General features: G+C 35.5%; 17 protein-coding genes and 4 tRNA genes. 12 read left to right on the forward strand and 9 right to left on the reverse strand.

Annotation, left to right across the window (positions count from 1 at the left end; genetic code table 11):
* Positions 1-20: 20 nt before the first annotated feature.
* The 4 genes from ACFINL_RS07360 to hfq all read right to left on the reverse strand — a co-directional run bounded on the left by ACFINL_RS07360 (position 21) and on the right by hfq (position 4,851).
* Positions 21-1,097 (reverse strand): COX15/CtaA family protein, encoded by a 1,077-nt coding sequence (locus ACFINL_RS07360; RefSeq protein ID WP_375651255.1) that lies wholly within the window; start codon positions 1,095-1,097, stop codon positions 21-23.
* Between the two features lie 146 nt (positions 1,098-1,243).
* On the reverse strand, positions 1,244-3,070 hold the full coding sequence (locus ACFINL_RS07365; RefSeq protein ID WP_375651257.1) for a hypothetical protein: 1,827 nt from the start codon (positions 3,068-3,070) through the stop codon (positions 1,244-1,246).
* A 144-nt stretch (positions 3,071-3,214) separates the two neighbouring features.
* Positions 3,215-4,558, reverse strand: coding sequence for a GTPase HflX (gene hflX / locus ACFINL_RS07370; RefSeq protein ID WP_375611565.1), 1,344 nt, complete (start codon positions 4,556-4,558; stop codon positions 3,215-3,217).
* Between the two features lie 53 nt (positions 4,559-4,611).
* On the reverse strand, positions 4,612-4,851 hold the full coding sequence (hfq, locus tag ACFINL_RS07375; RefSeq protein WP_005773461.1) for an RNA chaperone Hfq: 240 nt from the start codon (positions 4,849-4,851) through the stop codon (positions 4,612-4,614).
* Positions 4,852-5,505: 654 nt separating this feature from the next.
* Between hfq and ACFINL_RS07380 the strand changes: the two genes are divergently transcribed.
* The 8 genes from ACFINL_RS07380 to mazG all read left to right on the forward strand — a co-directional run bounded on the left by ACFINL_RS07380 (position 5,506) and on the right by mazG (position 19,208).
* Positions 5,506-10,065 carry a hypothetical protein gene (locus ACFINL_RS07380; RefSeq protein WP_375651259.1) on the forward strand — a complete coding sequence of 1,520 codons (4,560 nt, stop codon included), beginning with the start codon at positions 5,506-5,508 and terminating at the stop codon, positions 10,063-10,065.
* A 1,003-nt stretch (positions 10,066-11,068) separates the two neighbouring features.
* Positions 11,069-13,387, forward strand: a complete 2,319-nt coding sequence (locus ACFINL_RS07385) for an NADP-dependent malic enzyme (RefSeq protein ID WP_375611563.1) — start codon at positions 11,069-11,071, stop codon at positions 13,385-13,387.
* A 189-nt stretch (positions 13,388-13,576) separates the two neighbouring features.
* A complete protein-coding gene (locus tag ACFINL_RS07390; RefSeq protein WP_005773457.1) occupies positions 13,577-13,861 on the forward strand; it encodes an acyl carrier protein in 285 nt (94 codons plus the stop codon).
* A 10-nt stretch (positions 13,862-13,871) separates the two neighbouring features.
* Positions 13,872-15,047 (forward strand): beta-ketoacyl-ACP synthase, encoded by a 1,176-nt coding sequence (locus tag ACFINL_RS07395; RefSeq protein WP_375651261.1) that lies wholly within the window; start codon positions 13,872-13,874, stop codon positions 15,045-15,047.
* A 15-nt stretch (positions 15,048-15,062) separates the two neighbouring features.
* A complete protein-coding gene (locus ACFINL_RS07400; RefSeq protein WP_375611561.1) occupies positions 15,063-16,337 on the forward strand; it encodes a beta-ketoacyl-ACP synthase in 1,275 nt (424 codons plus the stop codon).
* Between the two features lie 57 nt (positions 16,338-16,394).
* Complete coding sequence (locus ACFINL_RS07405; protein WP_375651263.1) at positions 16,395-17,423, forward strand: zinc-binding dehydrogenase; 1,029 nt, start codon at positions 16,395-16,397, stop codon at positions 17,421-17,423.
* Positions 17,424-17,429: 6 nt separating this feature from the next.
* On the forward strand, positions 17,430-18,359 hold the full coding sequence (locus tag ACFINL_RS07410; protein WP_375611589.1) for a lipid A biosynthesis lauroyl acyltransferase: 930 nt from the start codon (positions 17,430-17,432) through the stop codon (positions 18,357-18,359).
* A 33-nt stretch (positions 18,360-18,392) separates the two neighbouring features.
* A complete protein-coding gene (mazG, locus tag ACFINL_RS07415) occupies positions 18,393-19,208 on the forward strand; it encodes a nucleoside triphosphate pyrophosphohydrolase (protein WP_375611559.1) in 816 nt (271 codons plus the stop codon).
* Positions 19,209-19,278: 70 nt separating this feature from the next.
* Here mazG and ACFINL_RS07420 read toward each other — a convergent pair whose 3' ends face one another.
* On the reverse strand, positions 19,279-19,644 hold the full coding sequence (locus tag ACFINL_RS07420; RefSeq protein ID WP_273791397.1) for an iron-sulfur cluster assembly accessory protein: 366 nt from the start codon (positions 19,642-19,644) through the stop codon (positions 19,279-19,281).
* A gap of 606 nt (positions 19,645-20,250) precedes the next feature.
* On the opposite strand from ACFINL_RS07420, the gene ACFINL_RS07425 reads away from it, so the two are divergent.
* Positions 20,251-20,327 (forward strand) — tRNA-Pro (locus tag ACFINL_RS07425).
* Positions 20,328-20,578: 251 nt separating this feature from the next.
* Here ACFINL_RS07425 and ACFINL_RS07430 read toward each other — a convergent pair.
* The gene (locus ACFINL_RS07430; protein ID WP_375651265.1) at positions 20,579-21,046 is read right to left on the reverse strand and encodes an Hsp20 family protein; all 468 of its coding nucleotides are present in this window, start codon (positions 21,044-21,046) and stop codon (positions 20,579-20,581) included.
* A 258-nt stretch (positions 21,047-21,304) separates the two neighbouring features.
* Here ACFINL_RS07430 and ACFINL_RS07435 point away from each other — a divergent pair, with 258 nt between their 5' ends.
* The 3 genes from ACFINL_RS07435 to ACFINL_RS07445 all read left to right on the forward strand — a co-directional run bounded on the left by ACFINL_RS07435 (position 21,305) and on the right by ACFINL_RS07445 (position 23,598).
* Complete coding sequence (locus tag ACFINL_RS07435; RefSeq protein ID WP_375611557.1) at positions 21,305-22,222, forward strand: serine aminopeptidase domain-containing protein; 918 nt, start codon at positions 21,305-21,307, stop codon at positions 22,220-22,222.
* Positions 22,223-23,063: 841 nt separating this feature from the next.
* Positions 23,064-23,426 carry a cell cycle two-component system response regulator CpdR gene (gene cpdR, locus ACFINL_RS07440; protein WP_005773448.1) on the forward strand — a complete coding sequence of 121 codons (363 nt, stop codon included), beginning with the start codon at positions 23,064-23,066 and terminating at the stop codon, positions 23,424-23,426.
* A gap of 97 nt (positions 23,427-23,523) precedes the next feature.
* Positions 23,524-23,598: transfer RNA gene (locus ACFINL_RS07445), tRNA-Val, on the forward strand.
* 1,880 nt (positions 23,599-25,478) lie between these two features.
* Here ACFINL_RS07445 and ACFINL_RS07450 read toward each other — a convergent pair.
* The 3 genes from ACFINL_RS07450 to ACFINL_RS07460 form a co-directional block, all read right to left on the reverse strand.
* Positions 25,479-25,555: transfer RNA gene (locus ACFINL_RS07450), tRNA-Arg, on the reverse strand.
* Positions 25,556-25,594: 39 nt separating this feature from the next.
* Positions 25,595-25,900: an ETC complex I subunit gene (locus tag ACFINL_RS07455; RefSeq protein ID WP_375613078.1), complete on the reverse strand. Its 306-nt coding sequence runs from the start codon at positions 25,898-25,900 to the stop codon at positions 25,595-25,597.
* 89 nt (positions 25,901-25,989) lie between these two features.
* A tRNA-Pro gene (locus ACFINL_RS07460) sits at positions 25,990-26,066 on the reverse strand.
* Positions 26,067-26,252: the final 186 nt, after the last annotated feature.

A 26,252-nucleotide genomic window follows, 5' to 3' on the forward strand; every position in this document is an offset into this window, starting at 1 on the left:
ACCTCCCTACCCACAAACTTTTATTCAACAACGCGATAAGCCCCTTTTGTTGCTCGCCAATGTGCAACAACAAAACACAACACGACTAATGCCATACTTTGATGAATGAGCCCTAAACTTATCGGAACCTCATGTAACACTGTTAAGATACCCAAGACTGCTTGGATAATAATCATAACACAAATAAGAAATGCACGACGAGAATGAGTTGAATGTGGAACATTTTTTTGTACATAGAAAGCATGAATAGCCGAGGCAATCAATAAAAAATAAGCAAAAAACCGATGAATAAATTGAACCATTAAGGAATTTTCGAATAAATTGAGCCAAACAGGACGATGCTGCAACAATCCATCAGGAATAATCTGCCCATCCATAAGCGGCCATGTATTATAGACTTTTCCAGCATGAAGCCCTGCAACCAAAGCTCCGAAATAAATCTCTATCAAGACGAGAATAACAAGCCATGCCGCAAAATATTGCACCTTTTTATTTGCTGGCTTTTCTGAATATTCTGCAAGCCCTCGAGATAAATAAGTAACAAAAACAATAACAAAGCATGCCGTTATAAGATGAAATGCCAAACGATATTGGCTCACACTTGTTAAATTACTTTGCCCAATCCCTGAAGCAACCATCCACCAACCAATAAAGCCTTGAAAGGCGATAAGAATAGGTACAACAATAAGCGGGAGTAAGATATTTTTTTCAACACGCTTAGTCGCCCAAAACCAAATGAGCCCCAATAAAGCGACAAGACCAACAAGACGCCCAAGAACACGATGCGCCCATTCCCACCAAAAAATGACCTTAAAAGCACTTAAGGTCATATCAGGATTAAGCAGCTTATATTGTGCTATTTGTTGATATTTTAAAAATTCCTCTTGCCATTGATCCTCACCAATCGGTGGAATAACGCCGTGTATTGGCTTCCATTCCGTTATAGATAATCCTGATCCCGTCAAACGAGTAGCGCCACCTACTAAGACAATTGCCAAACAAAGCAATAAAATAGAGTAAAGCCACACCTGTATATGTTTTCTATTTTCCTTTTGCACAGGCGTTAAAATGCCATTGTTTAATCTCTTTACGGCCATCTCTGATTGCCCCACGCTTCTCTCCAACTAAAATGCATTTTAAAATTTAAACATTAACTCTTTGTCTATTTTAGTATGTACTACAACTTTAGCAAAAAACAAGCGTACCACTATAACATGCGATACATATTTCTTTTTTACGAAGCTTATGATGCAACAACACGATAAACAGTCTTTGGAAAGCTGTCTACCATACGCATCATCCATTCTTGTTCATTAAGAACAGTATTACAAATATAATAGTCTGTTAGCTCTGCAAATTGCTCAACCCCATATTTGGGTTCGCTTGCCATCTCTAGGATGATAAAATCATATTCTTTTTTAAATTCTTGTAATATATGAAAAATATCATTTGAAAAATCTTGTGCTGAAATAGCACTTGTTAACCCCTGAGGAAGAATATCAACCCCCGTATCATAATCACGGTAAATAACATCATGCAACTTGGCATTGCCCGTTAAAATATCACTCAGTCCGCGATGTGGGCCAATGACTTTCTCTATTTGTTGACCAGAAATATCGACCAACAAAATTGTTTTGTTCTCTTTTGTGAGATGAAGTGAAAGCTTTGCCGCTGTCCGTGCAGCTTCTGGTCCAATGATTGAAATAATGGTTGAAGCACGCCATTTCAAAACATCAGATAATCCCTCTATCGTAATAAAAGCTTCAAAATTTTTCATTTCTTGAGAGACTAAAATACTCTCATTCTTCTTAAGATCATTTTCTTTTGATCTCAAATCCTCTTCTGAGATTTGGTCTTTTTTCCTTTTAAAGCACGGATAGAATAACAATATTCCTAGCAAAAGAGTAAGGAAGCTGACCAATGCACTCACAAGAATATTTTTTCCATAAAGAGCCATAAAAGAAATTGGTGCTAACGTTGTTGGCGTGACCACGTGGATATTTGTATTTTGTAAGAGAAGAGGATCATCACTCAATCTCCGATATGAATCAATAATTTTTTCTCTTCGTTGAGCAGACTTGCTCATCGCTTCATTTTGGGCATCGACTGCTGCTTTTATTTTATTTTCAAACTCGTTAAATATTTCATTCAAAGATTGGGATTGATCTTTTACAAAAAAGTTCATTCTTTTTTTGAGCTGTTTTTCTAATTCCGTTGCAATAACCTCATCTGAATGAACTTGATAAACGATTTGTAAAATTTTATTTTTTAATTGATGAGAAACTGTCTCTAATTCTGCAGTCATCGCTTTAATTTGAGGATGTGTCCACCCTAATTGTGCAGCCATATGTGCTCTTTGTGTTTCCAAGAGATCACGTTTAGATTCCAGAGCAGCAATTGCTGAATTGCCTGCAATAAACGATAAAGACAGTAAAGACTGCCCATTTTCACGCATCATGTTAATCGTTGAATTCAAACTTGTTAAATGAATACGCTTTAAAGTTGCTTGCGTTAATTGCATCGAAAGATCATAAAGCTCTGTTTGTTTTACACCACGCTGAATAAAAGAATCAATAGATTTACGAAATTCCTGCACGATATTAAGGATTGCAATATTATCATATTGTTTGTCTTCTAATTTATCATTTAACAAGAATTGTTTCTGTTTTATGATTGCTTGTGAAAATGCGGAAAACCAAGTTTCCAACCCACGTTGAGCTGCTTCAAGTGTCTCGGCTTCAAAAGTAAGATCGATAAAATCACCATGACGCGATAAACGGATATTTTCATGATTTTTTTTCTTATAAGAAGCACTTAAAGAAAAATTCGAATCATTGAAGAACATAGGCTGTGAAAACAAAAAGGCGATAACATTGTCTTGCTTTTTAATTGGTAATGGCTTTCCTACAGAATCAGATAATGAAAATGTTAAAGTTGCTTGGTAACCACGGGGCTGGACAAAATAATACAACCAAATCAAAGATACACATAGCATTTGTAATAGCAAAACAATCAAAATGCTTCGCCATACGGTACGTACGAATAGTCTTTTATTACATGTAAGACTCATCTTTATTTTAACCAGCAAAATACTTCTTCATATTGTTTTATTAAGAGAAAGTAGTAACTATCCTCTTAACTTGCTGTCATATTATTTTGAGATAATAAAAATATAAAATTTAAGCACAAATGTTCAACAATAGCTTTAAAGAACTTAATTCATATTTTTTTTGAGGCTCTCTAGTTGTTTTTTTGCTTCAGAAGTAACAACCGCTCTAATGGTAATAGACCCATCATCATGCCCTTCTTGCACTATTTCCGCAGAGTTTTCATAAAACCAATCAATAAGCGACATTTCATGAGGTTGTAAAAGATATTCAATGCTTTGCACCTCTCCAAAAATTCGCTTTTCAATGGCTCTTAATAATTGATCGAGTCCATCCCCCTTAAGTGCTGATACCATGAGAGCAGGATTTAATCGCGTCTTTGCGCTTGTTTGTAAAACATTCAATGCTTGCTCATCTAACATATCAATCTTATTCCAAACTTCTATGATATGCTCCATATCATCAATATCGATATCAAGACTTGAAAGCACTTCTAAAACATCTTGGGCATGTGCTCGATGATCAAGATCTGACATATCTCTTACATGAAGAATGAGATCTGCTTCAACCACTTCTTCAAGGGTTGCTCTAAAAGCTGCAATCAAATTCGTTGGCAAGTTAGAAATAAACCCTACAGTATCAGACAAAAGAACAGTTTTTCCATGGGGAAGCACAACTTTGCGCAAAGTCGGATCAAGCGTTGCAAATAACATATTCTTTGCTAAAACATCTGCACCACTTAAACGGTTAAAAAGAGTTGACTTTCCTGTATTCGTATATCCTACCATTGCTACAACAGGATAAGATGTTTTTTTCCTTTTTGCTCTATGAAGTGCACGTGTTTTAATAACCGTTTGCAATTCGCGGCGAATACGAATAATTTTCTCTTGTAAAAGACGCCTATCTGCTTCAATTTGCGTCTCACCAGGTCCACCTAGGAAGCCACGCCCCCCCCGTTGCCTTTCCAAGTGCGTCCAACTCCGCACAAGCCTCCCTTTTTGATAGGACAAACGCGCTAACTCTACTTGCAAAACTCCTTCTTTTGTTCGTGCACGATCCCCAAAAATTTCAAGAATCAAAGCCGTTCTATCGATAACTTTGCAATTCCATAATTTTTCTAAATTACGCTGCTGTACTGGCGTTAAAAAGTGATCTACAATCGCAAGCTCAATAGAATATTCATCTATATAACAGGTTAACGCATCTACTTTACCTTTTCCAAAGAGAGTCGCAGAGCGAGGCGTTGCAATATTAATCGTTTCATAATTAACAACTTCTAACCTTATAGCACGCGCTAACCCCAATGATTCTTTAACACGAGAAGATATAGAACACTCTCTCAAAGAGCTTTCACTTCTATTTTCTTGAAAAATCGGTATCAGAACAAGTGCGCGCACCTGTTCTGTATTCTGCGAAAATACCCCTCCTAATCTCTCATTTTCATTTATCATAGCAATCTAAGTACTTTTAAATGGGATAAGAGGTCTATCTTAAAATGATATGTTTACTCAGGACTTTCACCCTCAAACATCTGTACAGGCTGTCCAGGCATAATCGTAGAAATAGCATGCTTATAAACCAATTGCGCGTGTCCATCTCGGCGCAAAAGAACACAAAAATTATCAAATGAAGTTACAATACCCGTGAGTTTAACGCCATTGACAAGAAAAATTGTAAGGGAAATTTTTTGCTTACGCACCGTATTTAAAAACACATCTTGCAGGTGTTGTGATCGCTCTGCCATTATTCTTACACCTTTATCTAGATTGCATAAAAATATTCGTGCATGCATATCGACTGAAAAATATCCAATTGTCAACGTAGAAGCTTAAAAATTCAGCAACAAACAACTGAAATTAGAGAAAAAACGGCTCTTTAAGACAATAATAAAGTACAACTTACGAAAAGCTATATTAAATTAAAAATTTTTCCACGTTTACTTTTTTATGAGCTTACAATTCAAAGGCATACTTTTATACATCCTAAGTATTACGGACTATATGTGATGATGAATCTGCTTCGTTTAGAATCAATAAAAGTAAGCGGACAACAACATTTATTAACGATTATCGATATTAAAGAAAGGCATTCGCACCTTACTGTATATATAACCGCTATTAAATTGTCCTTATTTCAAAGACTGCCGGCTTATAAAGCTTTCTATAAACACAAGTTGTAAACAGTATTTTTGTTTTAGTTAGATTTAAATAATAAATTGTTTTTACTATATTTTATAACATTTTTAAACAGGGTACAAGAAACCGCGTTAACTTTATCTTGATAAGTTTTTAAAATTTTTCCCTAAGCATATTCCTTTCTAAATAATTAACAGCTAGTATGTAGAAATTATGTGGAAGAGGACGTATCCCTTTTCCGGCTGTAAGAGTACGAGGCGAGTATGGCACGCAGAACAAAATTGCAAACATTTGAAGTCGAAGTTGAAGAAGCCCTCACAAAAGCTATGAACTTTGATTTCGATGACACAGGATTTGAAACGATATCATCCAATAATTCTGAAAATGTTGTTAATGTCGATGATCTGATTCAAAAAATTGCAATGGCAGAAGAAGAATTTTTTGCTGAAAACGGTACGTCAACTTTTGTTTCTAATATTCATGATGAAGCTGTTATTGATAAATCCGTTGTTGAACAGCTTTTTGCTCCAAAACCTTCACCTGATATTTCAGGTGGAACTGTTCATAATACATTATTGCCTACAAAACTTCTTCCCGCAAATGATGATATAACAACCCCTGTAAATTTTGGACCATTCAAGCAGCGTTCTTCCTCTCGAGTCTACTGGTACACAACAGCGCTTAGTGCTTTATGGGCAACGGGAGGAGCTTTTATTGCGCATAAGCTCGCACCTACCGGACTCAGCTCCTTATCCAATATCAGCACTTTTGTTACCTCCCCAACAGGACTTGCTGTAGCAGCCGGAACAGCAATTCCTATCCTTATATCTTGGGGCGTTGCTCAATTAACAAAACGTTCAAACGACTTGCATAATATTGCGCTTCTTATGACCAATGCTGCACAGCGCCTTAGTGAACCACAACATCTATCTGAAAAACAAGCTATTGCTATAGGGCAAACCATTCGTGAAGAAGTAGCGGCAATGAACGAAGGTATTGAACGTACTCTCGGACGTGCTGTTGAACTTGAAGCAATCATACAAGGTGAAGTTCACAATCTAGAACAAGCCTATGCTGAGAATGAATCACGCATTCACACATTAATCAAAGAATTAAGTAACGAACGTATAGCCATTTTGAATCATGCAGATCGCGTACAATCAACAATTAAAGGAACCCAAGAACAACTGAGTGATGAATTTGGTTTGGTTACCTCTAACATTGTAACCAATGTTGAAAAGCTTGCACAAACCCTTTCTCAAACTTTACAAAAACAAGGCGAAGACCTCGTTGAAAAACTTTCCTATGCTGGTGATGGCGTAACAAATCAGCTTGTTGAAAAATTTAACAAAACAACAACACAAATTCAGCAGAAAAACACGGAATTTTTTCATGAATTAGGAAAAAACTTCGATGGCTTTGCAAAACGATTTGATCATAATGAAAAACAAATAGAAAAAACTTTTAATGAAACAGCTGAAAAAGCAGAAGTACATGTTGCTAAAATTGCAACACATATACAAGCAGTAACAGATCAAACTTTGCACGCTGTTGATGAAAAGTTTAAAGCCTTAGATAAAGCTCTTATTGATCGTAATAATCAATCTCTACAGAATTTTGATGAGAAGATCTTAAAGCTCGACGACCAAGCACATAAACTCTCTTCTAAATTTGATAACGTAACCTCGCAAGCAATTGGAGCCTTTGAACAACGTTTAGCAACTGTTGATCTTTCTCTTAAAGAACATAGTGATTCCATCATTGATTCCTTTATAGAACGCAGTCAGGCTTTAGAGGATAATGCTGAAAAACTTGGTAACTTCTTGGAAGCTCATGTCTTGAAAATAAATGAGAACCTCCAAGAAAAAACAGCAGACATTACCCATGCATTTACAAATGGACGTGAAGCTATTCTTTCTGCAATTGATAAAAGTAAAGAAAGTCTGAGAGAAGAAATTCAATATGTCGACAATGCCATTGTTGATATCATACAAGAACGTTCACAAGATTTTAAAGTACAACTTTCTGATCAACGAGCTCTTATGGCAGACATGCTCGATAACGAGAAAAATAAAATTGCGGATACATTAAGAAATCAAATTGATGTTTTGTCCCAAAATACTTCTCATATTGAAAAAGTTTTGGCTGATAATGTTCAAGTCGTTGATAAACAAGCTGAAAATCATATTACAAACATCATTCAATGCACTGAAAAGTTACAAGATGTCATTGTACAAAGTTGTAATACAACCCAAGATGCTTTAGAAGCACAAGCGAGAAATATTGATATCCGTGCCGATGCTCTGCGCGATTCTTTAGCGATTAATAGTTTTTCTCTCAATGAAGTTCTTGCCGATCAAGCACGCACACTTGAACAACGCATGGAAACAATCCATAATCTCATTGCAAAAAGTGATATACGTGTCGATGTTGCATTGAAACAACAAATAGATTTAGTTGAGAGTGCAATTGTCGCCAATAATAAAAACATTACTGAAACGGTTCAAGATCATATCAAAAACCTTGAAAGCCATGCCGAAATTTTAAAGAATACTCTCTCTCAATCGAGTGGTGTTTTCTTTGAAACCCTTGAAACACGTATGGAATCATTCGATACAGATCTAGAAGATCGTGCACACAAAATTTTTGAACGGACAACAACGCTAGAGGAAACATTATCTGAAAAATTTAGCCAAATCTGTGAAGCCATTGATATGCAAACATCTGTTATTGAGGAACGTTCTGACACATTAAAAACGTCTCTCATGATTAATAATGAGCAAAGTCAGATAATTCAACAAGCGCTGGAAAGCAGTGTTGACAATATGCGTGTAACCTTAGAAGACTCTGTTAATACAGTGACAGATAACCTGCATAATAAGATTATAAAAGCTTCTGATATTCTTTCTTCTACGAGTGAACAAATTCTTTCATCTGTTACAAATGTTACTGCACAAGCAGAAAATATTCTCTCAGAATCAGGCAATCGCATTGTATCAAATGTCAAAAAAACTGTTTATGATACCAGTGAAAAAGTTCTGTCAGTTCTGTCTGAACAAACAGCGCATACTGTCGAAGCTTTCGCAACAGCCAGCCATAATGCACAAGCATTATTGAATGAAACTATTCACACATCAACAACAGCAATAGAACAAGTTCTTAATGAACGCTGTGATGTTCTTCATCACTCTATGCAAAATCTTAAAAATAATTTAGGATATCAGCTCTCTGATGTAACGAGCCGTCTGGAAGATGCTGGAAATCAAACAACAACACAAATTTCACAACATGTTGGAAAAATAACAGAGCTTACAAATCACTTAAATCAAGCAGCGCAAAATACGACAGAATCAATTGATTCTTTAACACAGCATATCGGTGAACAACTCTCTCTTTCCACACAAGATGCTGAACAAAGAATTTATGCACATAATGAATCTTTAGTGAATAGCTTAACCAAAGCTAACTCTGAAACACTTCAAACAATAACGATTATGAAGGAAGAGCTTGTTAATAATGTCTCATCCATCTTAACACAGTTGAATCAATCAATTTACAATTTTCACGAAAATAGTAATGTTTTATTATCGGTTGTTCAAAATATTGATGGGCAGTTTAATGAGAGTACGAATAATTTTTTCCGCAACACGGACCAAGTAGCAGAGCGTTTGTCAGCTTCAAATCAAGCGCTCAATACTAATGTTGAAATTCTGCAAGGACTTTCAAAGAGTACCTTTGAACAAATTAATCATATAACGAGCAGTTTTGGTGAACATGCAAAGACACTTTCCCAAACTATTCATGTTCTTGAACAGTCTGAAAATTCACTTAGTGCAACACTTGAAGAAAAACATAATACGCTTTCTGTATTAAGCGATGCTCTTGTTTCAAAGTCTCATGAAATTAATCAAATGATTGGGCATTATGAAAAAATCTTCAACTTAGCACTTGAACGCTCTGATAAGAATGCGCGTAACTCCACAAATTCATTCCAACAATCACTTAATAAGCTTGTTAGTGAAGCATCAACGCGTTTTTCAGAAGCAGCAGAAGATATACGTCGCTCCGCTGATGAAGTTCGTTTAGAGCTTTCAAAGATTAATAATGATATCAATGAAAATGTAAAAAAACTTCCAGAAAAAACAAAAGAAACAACGCAAACAATTCGCACAGCTTTGAATGAACAGATTACAGCGTTACAAGATTTAGTCAGTGTTATACAAAATGATCAAAAGAGCGCACAAAAACAGCTAATGTCAGCATTTCCTACATCATCAATGTTTAATCAAAAAAGTGACAGTTCCACTGAGTCTGTTAAAAAGATTGTGCCACCTAAGCCTATTTTGCAACAAGATCAAAGCAAAAAAAGACCAAATAAATGGGTATCAAATCTCTTAGAAAGAGCTTCACGTGAAGAAACATTTTATGATGCTCCCCCTAGTGATGATGTTTTAACATCAGTGCAAACAAAACCATCTCCTGCAAACTGCTCTCTTAATTCATTAGCTTCTGGTATAGTGCAAGCTATTAATCACAATGCCATTGTTGAGCTATGGGATCATTATCAACGTGGACAAAAAAACATCGTAACAGAACGCCTTTATACCTTAAATGGACAAAAAATATTTGAAATGATTAAGAAAAAATATATGAGCGATTTTGGGTTTAAACGTTCAGTGAATCAATATGTTACAGATTTCGAAAAGCTCTTACGTGATATATCGCGCAGTTCTGGCTCTTCCAACTCAGTTCGCAAGTACTTGATATCAGATACCGGAAAAGTTTATACTATGCTTGCTCATGCAAGTGGTCGAATCCAATAACAAATAAGAAAGTGGAAAAAGATATTTTTTCCACTTTCTCTCTCCAGTTGTTTTAATGGCTCATCATAGAATGCTTTTTTTTCAACTGTAGCTTTGTACTTCAAAGGTTGGGATAATTGGCATGCGGTTTTCTTTGATATCCTAAGCAATAACCCTAAAGAAGCGTAATGGCTTATCAAACAACGTATCATTCTAAGAATGATAAAGCATGTTTTCTATTTCCTTATCTTTTTCTTAACTCCTTTATTTTTCATAGTTTCATAAAGGTACAAAATCGGTAATAATTATTTTTATTAATTGTGAAAAAAATTCATGCTTTTGTATTAAAATAGCTCATAGAAACACTTCTATTTATTTTTTTTAATGTTTTTTATCCACATATTACTCTCGTTTGAATTATGTAAGTAAATATTTTTTATTATATTAGATGAGTTTGAGCTAAAAGAATCTTATTGTATTCAAATTTCTCATTCAACATACGAGATGATTCATTATAAATTATAAAGTTTGCATTATTAAGAGTTCAATTGAATAATAAACAAAACAACTCCTATTTTTAAAGTTCCAATTTCCTTTTAAATAGCTGCAAAAATAATTTATAAATTGCAAATTGTTATTTAAAATTTCTTCTACCTCCCTATAGAAATTTAAATAAAGAAGATGAAGTTAATAGAAAACACTCTTCTTTTCTTTCCTTAAGTTGTAAGCATTGCAAAAAAAATAATGGCTTGGTAATGTAATTATTAGTAATATTTTATTCGTTTGTAGACTAATCAATTTTTACGCGTTTTATTAAGGAAAGAAAAAACTAATCGTGCTGCTATCAATGAAATTATTCATGCACACAAACAAAAAGAATCATCAAACTGGTTTTACGATCCAGAAGAATTTTCTCATACTCATGCATTTTGATATTCAGAGAAATGAGGATTTATTAGTGGACAAAACCTTATCGTAGATGGAACATCTCATATACACATACGCTAACTTGGATATCATAAAAATGTCTAGAGAACGAAATAGTGATTTCAGTTCACCAAAAGCTGAACTTGACAGTGCCGCACTTTTTTATCACCAGTACCCTAAACCTGGAAAATTGGAAATACAAGCAACAAAACCTCTTGATAATCAACGTGATTTAGCTCTTGCTTATTCTCCAGGTGTTGCTGCACCATGTCTTGCAATTCATGAAGATCCTAATCTTGCTGCTCAATATACCTCCCGTTCTAATTTAGTCGCTGTTATATCCAATGGAACTGCTGTTCTTGGTTTAGGAAATATTGGTCCTCTTGCTTCAAAGCCAGTTATGGAAGGTAAAGCCGTTTTATTCAAAAAATTTGCGAATATTGATGTCTTTGATATTGAAATTGATGCATCCGATATAGAACAAATGGTACAAACGGTATCGACTTTAGAACCTACATTTGGTGGTATTAATCTTGAAGACATTAAGGCTCCTGAATGTTTTGACATCGAAGAAAAGCTTCGTGCTAAAATGAAAATTCCAGTTTTTCATGATGACCAACATGGAACTGCCATTATTGTTTCTGCGGCTGTATTAAATGCCTTAAATCTTTCAGGAAAAAAAATTGAAAATGCAAAAATAGTTACCTCAGGTGCAGGTGCTGCTGCCCTCGCTTGCCTTAATCTTTTGGTTCGTCTTGGGGCAAAAGTTGAAAATATTTGGCTTAGTGACTTAGAGGGAGTTGTTTATGAAGGTCGCAAGACCCTTATGGATCGTTGGAAAATCAATTACGCACAAAAAACGGACGCACGAACTTTATCTGATATTATTGATGATGCGGATATTTTTCTAGGCCTATCTGCAGGTGGTGTTTTAAAGCCTGAATATCTTAAAAGAATGGCTCAAAATCCACTCATTTTAGCACTGGCTAATCCAGTACCAGAAATTATGCCTGAAGAAGCACGCTCTATACGACCAGATGCAATGATCTGCACAGGACGCTCTGATTATCCCAATCAAGTTAATAATGTCCTTTGTTTTCCCTATATCTTCCGTGGTGCATTAGACGTAGGTGCTAGTGCAATTAATGAAGAAATGAAAATGGCCGCTGTTCATGCGATTGCTGCCCTTGCACGTGAAGAAACTTCAGATGTTGTAGCACGTGCATACTCAAAAGAACCACCCAATTTTGGACCAGACTATCTAATCCCCTCTCCTTTTGATCCGCGTTTAATACTGCGTATTGCCCCCGCTGTTGCTAAAGCAGCAATGACAACTGGTGTCGCCATTCGTCCCATTGAAGATATGGAGGCCTACTATGATATCCTCAATCGATTTGTCTTTCTTTCTGGTTTAACAATGAAACCTGTTTTTGCTGCAGCAAAAACAGCAAAACGTAAACGCGTCATCTATGCCAATGGTGAAGATGAACGCGTCCTTCGTGCGGCACAAGTTGTCATTGAAGAACAAACAGCAACGCCCCTCCTTATCGGCCGTCCACATGTCGTAGAAGCAAGATTGAAACGCTTTGGTTTAAGAATTCGTCCTGGTATAGATTTTGAATTAACAAACCCTGAAGATGATCCACGTTTTCGTGATTATGTTAATTTATTTTTTCATTATACAGGAAGGCGTGGTGTTACGCCTGAAATGGCAAAAACAGTAGTGAGAACATCAACAACGGCTATTGCTGCCCTTGCCGTTATGCGTGAAGAAGCAGATGCAATGATTTGCGGCTTAGAAGGACGCTTTGAACGTCAACTTGAATTGATTGAACAAATTATCGGTCTTGATCCTCATGTTCACCGTTTTTCTGCTATGAGTTTGCTTATCTCTCAACAACGTACTCTTTTCCTCACAGATACTTACGTCAATGAAAATCCTTCTGCAGAAGAAATCGCTGAAATGACTGTGTTGGCAGCTCAAGAAGTTGAAGCATTTGGAATAACACCAAAAGCAGCCTTATTATCACACTCAAACTTTGGTTCTAAAAACACAGAAAGTGCGCGTAAAATGCGACGTGCAACAGAAATTCTTGCCAAATTACACCCTGATTTAGAAGCAGATGGTGAAATGCATGCTGATGCTGCCCTTTCCAAAGTTTTTCGTGATCGTGTTTTTCCTAATTCTCGTCTTAAAAGTGAAGCTAATTTGCTTGTCTTTCCAACACTTGATTCAGCCAATATCACGCTCAACACTGTTAAAAGCCTCACAAATGCACTCCATGTTGGTCCTATTCTAATCGGGGCAGCACGTCCCGCCCATATCTTAACGCCTTCAGTAACTTCTCGGGGAGTTGTTAATATAACAGCCCTTGCTGTCCTTGCTGCCAATAGAAAAAATAGTCTTGTAAAATAAATGCGCAATAAAATTTCAAAGTTTTTTAAATATTGAGATATAGTATTTCATGTACTGTAAACCTCTTTTCTCTATAGATAAAGACAGCTATATTCTGGATTAAGTCTTTTTTTTAAAGAGAAAAAAGGCTAGAAGAACAATATTAAATGTATTTTGAATTTACTAACTCTATAATAAGGAATCCGTACATTGCCTTCCACGTTTGATAAAGTTGCTGATATCATTGCAGAAATCAGTGAAATTGATCGCAATACAATTACACCTGAGAGTCATACAATTGACGATTTAGGAATCGACAGTCTTGATTTTCTTGATATTGTTTTCGCTATTGATAAAGCTTTCGGAATAAAAGTCCCTCTAGAACAATGGACACAAGAAGTCAACGAAGGTACCGTTGCAACAGAAGAATACTTTGTTCTTAAAAACCTTTGTGCAAAAATTGATGATCTCGTTGCCTTAAAACAAGCAGAGTAGTTTTTTCGCCATGCATGATCAATCTGTATTCATCACTGGTATAGGTCTCATAAGCTCTCTGGGGGCAGGAACTGATCAACATTGGAATCTCTTAAATGATCCAATCCGTACACCAAACCTAGATTATACAACTTTTTCACCTTACACGGTTCATAAATTGCCCGAAATTGATTGGAGTTTACAAATTCCTAAAAAAAGTGATCAACGGCAAATGGGAACATGGCAGCGTCTTGGTACCTATGCGGCTGGTCTTGCTCTTGATGATGCCGGCATGAAAAATAATGAACAACTCACTTCAACAATGGATATGATCGTAGCGGCAAGTGGGGGAGAACGTGATATTACTGTTGATACACAGATTCTTTCTAAAGCTCGCGCAGTTGCCGATCATACTTCTATGTTAAATGTTGCTCTTTCAACTGAACTTCGTCCAACATTATTTTTGGCACAACTTTCAAACCTTTTGGCAGGAAACATTTCAATTGTTCATAAAGTCACTGGATCATCTCGTACATTTATGGGAGAAGAAGGCAGTGGTCTTTCTGCACTTCAAATTGCTGTAGCTCGTATTAAATCAGGTCAAAGCACCCATGCTCTTGTAGGAAGTTCCTATAATGCACAAAGTTATGATATGTTGTTGGCGCATGAGCTTGGTGGTCTTTTAACCCATAATGGATGGAGCCCAGTGTGGGATCGTGGAATCTATCCAGGCGGCGGTGTCATAGCAGGTTCTGGTGGGATCTTCCTAGTTATTGAAAGTGGAGAACATGCCAAAAAACGCAATGCACGTGCTTATGCTGAAATTAGCCAAATTATTACAGACCAAACAGATAGAACCAAAATTCCACTTAGAGATTCAATTGCAACAATGTTAAAAACTGCGGGCGCTAAATCTGCCTTAGCCATTTCAGCAGCCTCAGGAGCTCACGAAGCAACAAAAGCAGAACAAAATGCTCTTGATAATGCTGATCTATCTTACCGTGGCATTACAACATTATTTGGTTATATGCGGGAAGCACAATTTCCTCTAGCTCTAGCTCTTGCAGCACTTTCAATTGAAAAAAAACATTGTTTTCCAGCGTTAAGTCCTCATGAAAAACCTTTTTCTAAAGAAGTACGTGAAATATTTGTTACAACTATTGGTATAAAAAGAGCTGAAGGTATTGTGCGTCTTACAGCTGTTTGAAGGGGAATTTCTATAGTGAAATATCATGATCATTTTGGGCGTCCACTTGTAGCAATAACTGGTGCAGGCATTGTCACATCACTGGGACAAGGGAAACATGAAAATTGGCAAAAATTAACAAGTGGTGTAAGTGGTATCCACAAAATAACACGTTTTCCCGTTGAGGGATTAAATACATATATTGCTGGAACAATTGATTTTCTTAAAGAAAGTACACTTGGTGCTTCAGCTCTCTCTGAGAAGCTTGCATATCTTTCTGCTGAAGAAGCTTTAGAACAAGCTGCTATTGATAAAAAAAAATTTAATGGACCACTCTTTCTAGCTGCTCCTCCTGTTGAACTTGAATGGAAAGCACGTTTTAGTCTTGATCAAGAGGAGGAATTCAATAATGAGCCTTCTTATGCACATCTTCTTAAAGTCTGTAAGGATAAACTCCATGAGACGCTTTTTGAAGCCACACAATTTGGTGCAATTGCAGAAAAACTTCAAAAAACATTTGGCACAAAAGGACTTCCTGTTACACTTTCCACTGCCTGTGCATCTGGTGCAACAGCAATTCAATTAGGTGTTGAGTCTATTAGACGGGGAGAAACAAATCGAGCTCTCATAATTGCGACAGATGGATCAGTTTCAGCAGAATCTCTCATCCGTTTTTCGTTACTATCTGCTCTTTCAACTCAGAATGAGCCTCCAGAAAAAGCAGCAAAACCCTTTAGCCGTGATCGAGATGGTTTTGTTATGGCAGAAGGCTCAGGCGCTCTTGTTCTTGAATCTCTTCAAAGCGCATTAAACCGTAATGCTACAGTTTTAGGAATTTTAGCTGGCTGTGGAGAAACCGCCGATGACTTTCACCGTACACGTTCAAAACCCGATGCATCACCAGCAATTGAATCCGTTCGCAAAGCTTTAAACGATGCAAAAATAACCATCAATGAAATTGACTATATTAATGCCCACGGAACTTCAACACCTGAAAATGAGAAAATGGAATATCTTGCATTATCAACAGTATTCGGTGATCTTTTAGAGCATATTCCTGTCTCTTCTAATAAATCAATGATTGGGCATACATTAACTGCTGCTGGTGCAATAGAAGCGGTTTTTTCGCTTTTAACCATTCAATCGGGAATACTCCCACCAACAATAAATTATGATAATCCTGACCCTACTATCCCCTTAGATGTTGTTCCTCATCATAGCCGTAAGTCCTGTGTCAATGCGGTTTTGTCAAACTCATTTGGATTTGGTGGTCAAAATATGAGTCTTGTTATCACTGCATATAAAGGATAATCCTGTAATAATAAAATTTTATAACGCTAACCAATAATATATTTAAGGGGGATGATAATGCGTGCACTGCAACTCTTCGATGATCGTCGGCTTGAAATCACCAATATTTCCCCGCCATCTTCACCTAGTATAGGTGAAGTAACTGTGCGGATAAAAGCCGTTGCTCTTAATCATATTGATGTATGGGGATGGCGCGGCATGGCTTTTGCGAAAAGAAAAATGCCACTCATCATTGGTGCAGAAGCCTCTGGTGAGGTTATACAAATAGGAGATGGCGTTGAACATCTCCAACTTGGACAGATTGTCTCAATTTATGGTGCACAAACCTGCGGAGTATGCCAAGCTTGTCATGAAGGACGGGATAATCTTTGCAGTAATGTAAAGGGAGTCTATGGTTTTCACCTTGATGGATTTGCGTGTGAGCTTGTCAATTTGCCAGCACGTTTATTAGTTCCATCACCTCCCCAATGTGATGAATTGCAAGCAGCAGTTGCTCCAATTACTTTTGGTACCGTAGAACATATGCTTTTCGATAACGCAAAACTACAAGCAGGAGAAACAATCCTAGTACAGGCTGGTGGCTCAGGTATTGGTTCTGCAGCCATTCAACTTGCAAAACACATGGGCTGTACAGTTATCACAACTGTAGGTTCAGATGAAAAAATTGCAAAAGCGCACTCTCTTGGGGCAGATCATGTGATTAATTATCGTAAAGATCGTTTTGAAGGTGTAGTGCGTAAATTAACCCAAAAAAAAGGTGTTGACGTTGTTTTTGAGCATGTTGGTGTCGATACATGGAACGGTTCTCTGTTATGTATGAAAAAAGGAGCACGCTTAGTGATTTGCGGTTCTACCTCTGGTGTTTCAGCACCAATAAATCTCATGCAATTATTCCAGCAACAGCTTAAGATATTCGGTTCATTTGGCTGCCGTATGGAAAATATGAAAAATGCCATGCAAAAAATGGCACAAAAAGCCGTACACCCTGTCATTGATACAATTGTTGGGCTGGATGAAATTGATACAGCTCTAAAACGAATGGAGAGCCGAGATGTTTTTGGTAAAATTATCCTTAAAATCGATTAAATCATGATGAAGCTTTCTCTTAAAAATCTCATATATCGTATTAAAATTATAGCTAAAAAAATATCCTACTTGTTATGGGCATATCTACTCTTTGGTTCTTTATTTATTCTAAAATGTTTTCCAGCCAAAATGGGAATTTCTTTTTTTGCTTGGTTAGCAAAAAAAATTGGTCCCCTTGTACATCGTCATCAAATCACACTCGCAAACCTTAGGAGTGCATATCCAGAAAAAACAGAGCAAGAACTCCGTGCGATTGCAATAGAAATGTGGGAAAATATAGGACGTTTCCTAGCCGAATATATTTTTCTTGATAAAATTTTTGATTTTGATCCTCATGCAGACGAGCCAGGTTTCATTGAGGTTAAAGGCACTGAAATATTTGAGCGATTAAAAAATGAAAAAAAACCACATATTTTTTTCACCGCACATACTGGAAATTTTGAACTTCTGCCTATTTGTGCACAAAGTTTTGATCTTAATGTTACGGTATTATTTAGACCACCCAATAATCCCTATGTTGCCAAACGAATCCTTAAAGCACGACAAACTTCTATGGGACACCTTGTTCCCTCCAAGGCCGGAGCAGCATGGGCATTAGCAGCCAAATTAGAAGAAGGTGAAAATGTTGGTATGCTCGTTGATCAAAAATTTCGCCGCGGTATCATGGGAACATTTTTTAACAGACCTCTTAAAACAAACCCCTTAATTATAAAACTTGCTCGACAATATGACTGTGATATTTATCCAGCACGTTGTATTCGTTTGCCTAGTGGACGTCATCGTTTAGAGTTATATGAACATGTAGAACTTCCACGTGATGAAAAAAATGATATCGATATAGCTGCTTCTACGCAAAAATTAAATGATATTGTTGAATCTTGGGTCCGTGAATATCCTGGACAATGGATGTGGTTACATAGACGTTGGGACATCTAACATAAGCTCTATTGCTTACAAAGGAAGTGCAAAATGTTAGCCTCAAAAGATATCAAAGATCTCACTGCAATTATCACTGCATTACGAAACTCTGATAATGGTTGTATCTGGCATAAAAAACAAACTTTTGAATCCCTCATACCCTATATGCTCGAAGAAGTTTACGAAGTCATCGATGCCATTGAACGAAAGAATCGAAAGGATCTCTGTGAAGAACTTGGGGATCTTCTTTTACAAGTTGTCTATCATGCTACCATAGCACAAGAAGAAGGCAGCTTTACTTTTGAAGATGTTGTTTATGCAATCACAGAAAAAATGATTCGACGCCATCCTCATGTTTTTGGAAATACCGAGCAAAAAAAACGAGGATTTATAAAAGAGGAGTGGGAATATATAAAAAAAAGAGAACAGGTTGAACAAAAAAGAATGTGCGAAGAAAAAAACAACAATTCCTCCACAAGCATACTCGCAAAAGTAAAACAAATCCAGCCAGCAAACCAAGAGGCACTTGCTTTACAAGAAGCAGCAGCTAAAGTAGGTTTTGATTGGCAAAAAAGTGATAAAGTTTTTGAAAAAATAGAAGAAGAACTCGAAGAGCTCAAAGAAGCCATCAAAAATAAACAAAACTCAGAGATAGAAGCAGAGTTTGGAGATCTCTACTTTATACTCCTTAACCTCGCGCGCCACTTAGCGATTGATTCACAAAAAGCATTAAAAAAAACGAATATAAAATTTCGAAATCGTTTCGCCTATATTGAAGAAAAGCTATCCACTCAATCTAAAACACTCACTGACGCATCCTTGAATGAAATGGAAGCACTTTGGAAGCAAGCTAAAAATGAACAATAAAAAATAGTAGATTTCTTCTACCTAAAAGAATAAGCCCCTCTAAAATTACTAAATTATAATTTAGCTTAGCTCAATTTGTTTTATATTGATCCTGCGTAGCAGGACGAAGTTCCACCGATTCTCCACACCCGCATGCTGAAACTTGATTAGGATTTTTAAAGATAAAACCAGACCGCAGCGTTGTCACTTCATAATCCATCTGCGTCCCTAATAAAAATAATACCGCATCATGTGCTACAAAAACACGGGCACCATTCACTTCAACAACATCCGCATCTATCCCCTTTTCTTTGACAAGAGTAATTGTATACTCCATCCCTGCACAACCACCTTTTTTGATACCAACAAGAATACCCTGTGCATCTTTTGCATCCATAATCGCTTTAACACGATCCACTGCTGCTTGCGTCAAATTTATTACCGAAAAACGGCTCATAGTTTACTCTTTTCTTAGTTCAATAGACACTTTGAAAGTTTTTCCTCTATAATATTTTATCTGATATTTTAGAAAAAAAACAACAAAACATAAATTAAAGCATTCTGATCTTGTTTATTTGGATAAAAATACATACCCGTAAAATGAGATTTGTGATTATACAATCCAGAACTTACAATTTTTTATCCATATAAAATGAAAATACCTCGTCTATAAAACTCTAAAAAACGAAAACTTTTCAAAACCATATATTCACTCCTCTTCTTTTGAAAATCTTTATCTTTTTAGAAAAGTAACGATTAGGTAAGAAAAAAATATACCTTCAGCACTCATTTGCTCCAATTCATACCTTCTACACCAATCTTACCCCCCTCCTCACAATCTCAAAAGTAATTAAATGCATACATCTATTAACTATAGAGCTAAAAATTTAATGATCACAAAGAATTTTACAAATTCGTTATTTATCTTGAATTAACAACAAAATATTGATGTCCAAAATTTTTACTTTCAAAAGCTCTAAGTGCAAGAGCATTTTAGATTTTATTCTGTTTATTTTTTCTCTTGCCTTTAAAGAAACAGTCATTTAATCGTTTTACACGAACTCGGAGCGTAGCGCAGCTTGGTAGCGCACTTGACTGGGGGTCAAGGGGTCGTGGGTTCAAATCCCGCCGCTCCGACCATTTTTAAAATGCTATAAATAAGCTTACTTAAAAAGTGAATCATTATGCATTTCAATTGCACACACATGAACTTTTTCTTCAACGTAGAATAATGTGCAATGATATTTTATCATAAATTCGAGATAAGCTTTTTTATTAAAATGCGCTTCGTTCTTAGGAAAACACATACGAAACGCGAGACCTTTTGCCTCGCGTTTTTTATTTTTCAGAAAAATTTATAATTATCCGATCTCATATTTTCTAAATTTTCTTTACACGATAACGTCGCTGTTATCATTTTTTGTAATGGATGGTGACATCTGTACGGTTATCTTTTTGGGTTTTAATTCAGCTGGCATTTCCCTTTTAAGCTGAATATGAAGAAGCCCATCTCCAAGTTCTGCCCCAATAACCTTAACATGATCAGCCAAATGAAACCGCCGTTCAAAAGCACGCGAAGCAATACCTCGATAAAGGAATTCTCGCTCTTCATCATCATTTTTAGACTTTCTGTCTCCCTTAACGATCAGCTGGTTACAATGCGTTTCAATATCAATTTCATCTTGAGCAAAACCAGCAACAGCCATAGAAATTCTATAAGAATCTTCAGTTAAACGCTCGATATTATAAGGGGGATAAGAAGAAACTTCCTCTGGTTGTGTTCTAGAATCAAACCAGTTAAAAAGATGATCAAAACCTACTGTGGAACGATAAAATGGTGAAAAATCTACTTGACGCATAATATTGCCCTCCTCTAGAGCGACTATAATTTATAACTAATTCACAAAGTTCCCATATGGCAAACTTACTTGTGAACCTGCGGCCCCATTATGGCAACCGCACTATATTATCTAGTAATCGTTTTTCTTTATTTCAACTCTTTGGGACCTAAATTGATAAAAACTATCTAAAAAGCAATATACCCCTTTTTTAATCCTCTTTCTTCATTACATAAATGTCAAAGTACTAAGTGGCAAATACACTGTAAAGGATTTCAATTGAAAACACCTCTTTATCCCATAGATTGGGGTTCCACTTCTCTTAATATCCATCATGATACTCTTAAAATAGCAATAGATCACGAAATTCGTTTTGCTATAACATATCCTGAGGTGGAAAAATCTAAGGGAACAATTGTTATTCTCAAAAGCTACGCAAATACTTTAGAAAAATATTTTTTATTAATAAATGAAATTTCTAAACGCGGTTTTCATACAGCAATATTTGACTGCTTTGATCAAGAAAAAACATCTTTCAAGATAAGAAAACAAAGCCGACATCATTGTTTTGATATAAATAATGATATTAATGACTTATATAAATTTCTTAAAAATATTGTTTATCCTAATTGTCCGCCACCTTACTCTATGCTCGCCTATGGCATAGGTGGATTGATAGCACTTAGCGGATTAGATCTCATTAATCATCAGTTTAATAGATTGCTCTGTGTTTCTCCCCTTTTTGCTCCATTCGGCAATAAAACGAATAGTTTTCAACATAAATTAACACAATTTCTTTCTGATATGGGTCTTGGCTTTATACCAGCGAAAGATAGTAAAAAATTAAACAAGACAAAACAAAAAAATATACAATTGGGACACATACATAAAGTGCCGCTCCCTTCCATTAAGCCCCCAACATCCCAATGGATGGCTTCAGTATTTAATGCGATTGATTCTATGAAGAGAAATGTACTTCATGGAGATTTACGAATCCCAACACTCTTTATTCTTGCCAATCAAAACAATATTGCAAACAACATTGAAGTGCGGCAATTATGCCAACACACACGTCTAACAGAAAGTATTACTATTACAGGCGCTGAACTGGATACAATTATGATTAACGAAGATTATAAAAAACAATTTTGGGCTGCATTTGATGCCTTTATTCCCGATAATGTATCTGTAAAATAACATTAAACCTTAATTTTCGCTCCGCCCCATCAAAAAAGAAAGTTTCTACGAGCATTGGATCTACAAACACTTTTAAATATAATAGATTTTTCTTTCCAACCACTCATATGATTTGTTTTCTAGCCTTTACAGGCAAGCCATAACCTAAATATTCACCACGCATTCTACTAAAAAACTAATATACAAAGTATATCATTACATTAAACAATATTATTTTACATCATAAAAAATAAATTAATAAAAAAACTATTTATATAAATAAAAATAATAAATCTATCTTAATATAACATGATACATATTTACAAATAAAGCATCAAAATACTATTTTTGATCTGTTATTAAGTGATAATTTAATATTATTCTAGGAAAATAATAGTTTTCATCTATTTAAGGAAAAAACTGGAAATAAAGCGCATTTATAATATTTATTACAAATCTCTATAAAAACAAATAACTATAAAATTTCTATTTCTTAGGAGAACTTTTTAAAAACAATAAATTAACATAATATTCTTCTAATTTCTCGATATATGAAAACCCTACAATAACGGTTTTCATAAGTTTTTTAATGGAATTCTGATAATAATCAGTAACTTTAAAAGAAAAGATAGTAAAGAATCATCTTAGTAGTTTTAGAGAACCCCTTCTTTTTTCAAAATCACATATATTTCGAATTTAACCAACTCACAACGAATATGCTGTATTTTGAATCAGAATATAAGAATTAACCATTTTGCCATTCATTTCAATTATGAGCATTTTACCATCTTTTTTATAAATACTCTATATTGTATAATTGATGCGGCAAAACTCTGACAAATGGAGCCATTGGAATATAATCATGAAACGAATCCTGCTCGCAGAAGATGATAACGATATGCGTCGCTTTCTCGTAAAAGCCCTAGAACGTGCAGGCTACGAAGTCGCCGACTTCGATAATGGTATTAGCGCATATGAACGTTTACAAGAAGAACCATTTTCCCTTCTCCTGACTGATATTGTGATGCCAGAGATGGACGGAATCGAACTCGCACGACGTGCTACTGAGATTGACCCTGATTTACGAGTAATGTTCATTACAGGTTTTGCAGCGGTAGCACTCAATTCAAATAGTGATGCCCCTCCTGATGCAAAGGTTCTCTCTAAACCATTTCACTTACGTGAACTCGTCAATGAAGTTGAAAAGATCCTTATCGCTGCTTAAAAAGTATTTTTTAAAGTTATTTGCATCTGTTGAAAGAGAAAATTAAATTAGGCATTGACGTTTGGCATTCTATATGGTGTATGCAACATCAATGAATGGGCGTGTAGCTCAGCGGGAGAGCACTACGTTGACATCGTAGGGGTCACAGGTTCAATCCCTGTCACGCCCACCATTCAACTTTATAGTATAAATAAATTATCGAATTATCGTATTCTTCCAAGGTACGGGATGCGTAAATAAAGATTCGGAAATAAGATTTTGCAATATGCCTCTACAAAGGGCATACTTTACGGAGTGTTTCTAATATTTTTTACGTTCTGATAGTGCCTCTTAGGGGAAGCCATCTAAAAGTATCACAAACGTAATAACAGCCTCATTTTGCAACAGATTAGAAGTTTGATTTTAAAATTCTTTCCACAAGCATAGGCTTCCGTTCTAAAAAATATTGTTTGTTTCCTGATCTATCCCCTGTTTTTCTTAATTCTTTCATGTCTATTGGTATACAACTTGTTGTCCAAACAGTTAGATATAACCACAGTCACTTCGATAGATATAAAACACTTAACCTTAGAGCTGTATTTTGAGTTTACCAATTACAGATTATAATAAAATATTAAAAAGAGTAAAAAACACGATAAAAGCAATTTTTTTCATTCTAAAAATACATTTGATTTATAATCATGTTTTATTGTTTGCCATGTTGAATGAGAAATCCGAATATCGTAATGTTTTCTCATTTCAAACCTATTTATATTGAATTAAACAAAACCGTCTCTCTTACACGTCATAAGAGGAATTAATATTAAGTAAAAATTGTATAAAAAAGCACAAAAATGCCGATAAATGCCTCAAGTGCTGAGATCTATTGCAACATCGGAGGCTGACAAATAGGCAAAGTGTATGATAATGTCAGCTTATTTCTTCATAAGTGTAAAGATGATGGAGCTCAATGGATTTATCATTGTACCATTCACGAGCGCCAGCGCGAAGTGAGCTTTAAGAGATATCTCTTAAAACAAAGCCTGTAAAATGGCATTCTCTTCACACTGTATTCCTATTGATATAATGATCACCTTGAACCGTGTGAGTTTAGATCTTCAGAGCTCATCTGCATAACATTTTAATGTGATTGTTATCCAAAATATTAAAATACTTCTCACATGATGTACAAGCTATAAAGAAATAAGAAAAAACATTTGAAAATGTAAATATGAAATCTAAAAATTTAACTCTAAGATACAACCTATCTTCATTCATATAAATATACAGTGTATATTCTTAAACCTATAAGACTAAGAAAACCTAAACATTGATGAAACCTACAACCCTACCTGAGAAACAGTGACAATCATGTTAAATCAAATTGTCCGCAAGTGTCTCTCACTGAAAAAAAACAATATCTTATCTGGACGGCAGATATAACATCTTTTTATACGAAAAAACTATAAAGAAGTAATTTGTTATGAATCACAGCTTCCAAGACAAGAAGATATTTTCCACCTCTTGTGCCATCTATAAATTCTCATCATAAACAGATATCGTTTTTATTCTTCAATGTTTCATAAACTGTTCTAAATCGAATCCATCATGCCTTGTATCTAATCAAAATCAATCTTACCAAAGATCATGCTAAAAAACGTAATAATATTATTCATAAAAAATAAAAAAAATCACAATAGATGTTTTTTGGCAATTTCACCAGCATTAGCAGCAATGCTTAAATCTAATCTAAGAAATAAAATATTCATTTTCAGAAAGATGAAAAGAAGCTCTTAAAAAATAATTTTTACAATCTGTTTCCTAAAGCATGTAATGTAGTAGCAACACGCGGCACGAAAATGCAATGTGCTATAAGTTTCAATAATCAAAAACAATTATTACTGAAAAAAGATAAAACAGCATTATTTTATACTAAAACAGTCAACAGAAAACGTGTAGCAACAAAATAAACCAAAAAACATCAAAAAGATTCAGGATTATACAGAAAAATAAGCTAATAGAATAAAAGGAAAACCCTCTAACTTTTTATAGCCTATAAATATCATTTAAACATGGTGATCCCGACAGGATTCGAACCTGTGACCCACGGCTTAGAAGGCCGTTGCTCTATCCAGCTGAGCTACGGGACCCAACTGATTATTTTCTCAATTCAAAATAGCATCTTTAATTCAATGTGTCCAAGAATGCTGCCGATCACTGCGAAAATTATCAGAATAAGAAATAGCACGTCGAATCGACGTATGTTTCTTTTCTACACGGTAAGAGATAGCATTCTTACGCGCAAAAGCAATCGCTTCTTCCTTCCTATTAAATCGGATTCTTACCTGATTATTCATATCAGACGTTGCCGTGTACCCCATAAGAGGTTCAAGCATTTTCGCTTTCACCGGCTCATACTCTAGAATCCAAAAACCTGTATTCGCCTTACCTGACTGCATAGCTGTCTTAGCAGGACTATAAATACGTGCGATCATGCCTTTTTCCTTCAGATTACACAACGCTTGAATGATAGTTTCTCACCACACGTACCCAATTGGGTCATTCTCACATACTCAATCAAATATGGTCGGAGCGATAGGATTCGAACCTACGACCCCCTGATCCCAAATCAGGTGCGCTACCAGGCTGCGCTACGCTCCGCCATTTACATTTACTTGATGCACATTTCCTAAAATTTTCACAACAGAAGTGCAAGAGAAAAACACACTTTTTTTTAATTTTGTTGCATTTCTTTACAAAAAAGCACATTTTTAAATTTTTTTCCCTACTCAATAACAGATTTATTAACAAGTAGTAGAAAATAACCTCCGTAGAAAATCCAATCTA

This window comes from Bartonella sp. AA78NXGY (assembly GCF_042197005.1).
Lineage (GTDB): Bacteria > Pseudomonadota > Alphaproteobacteria > Rhizobiales > Rhizobiaceae > Bartonella.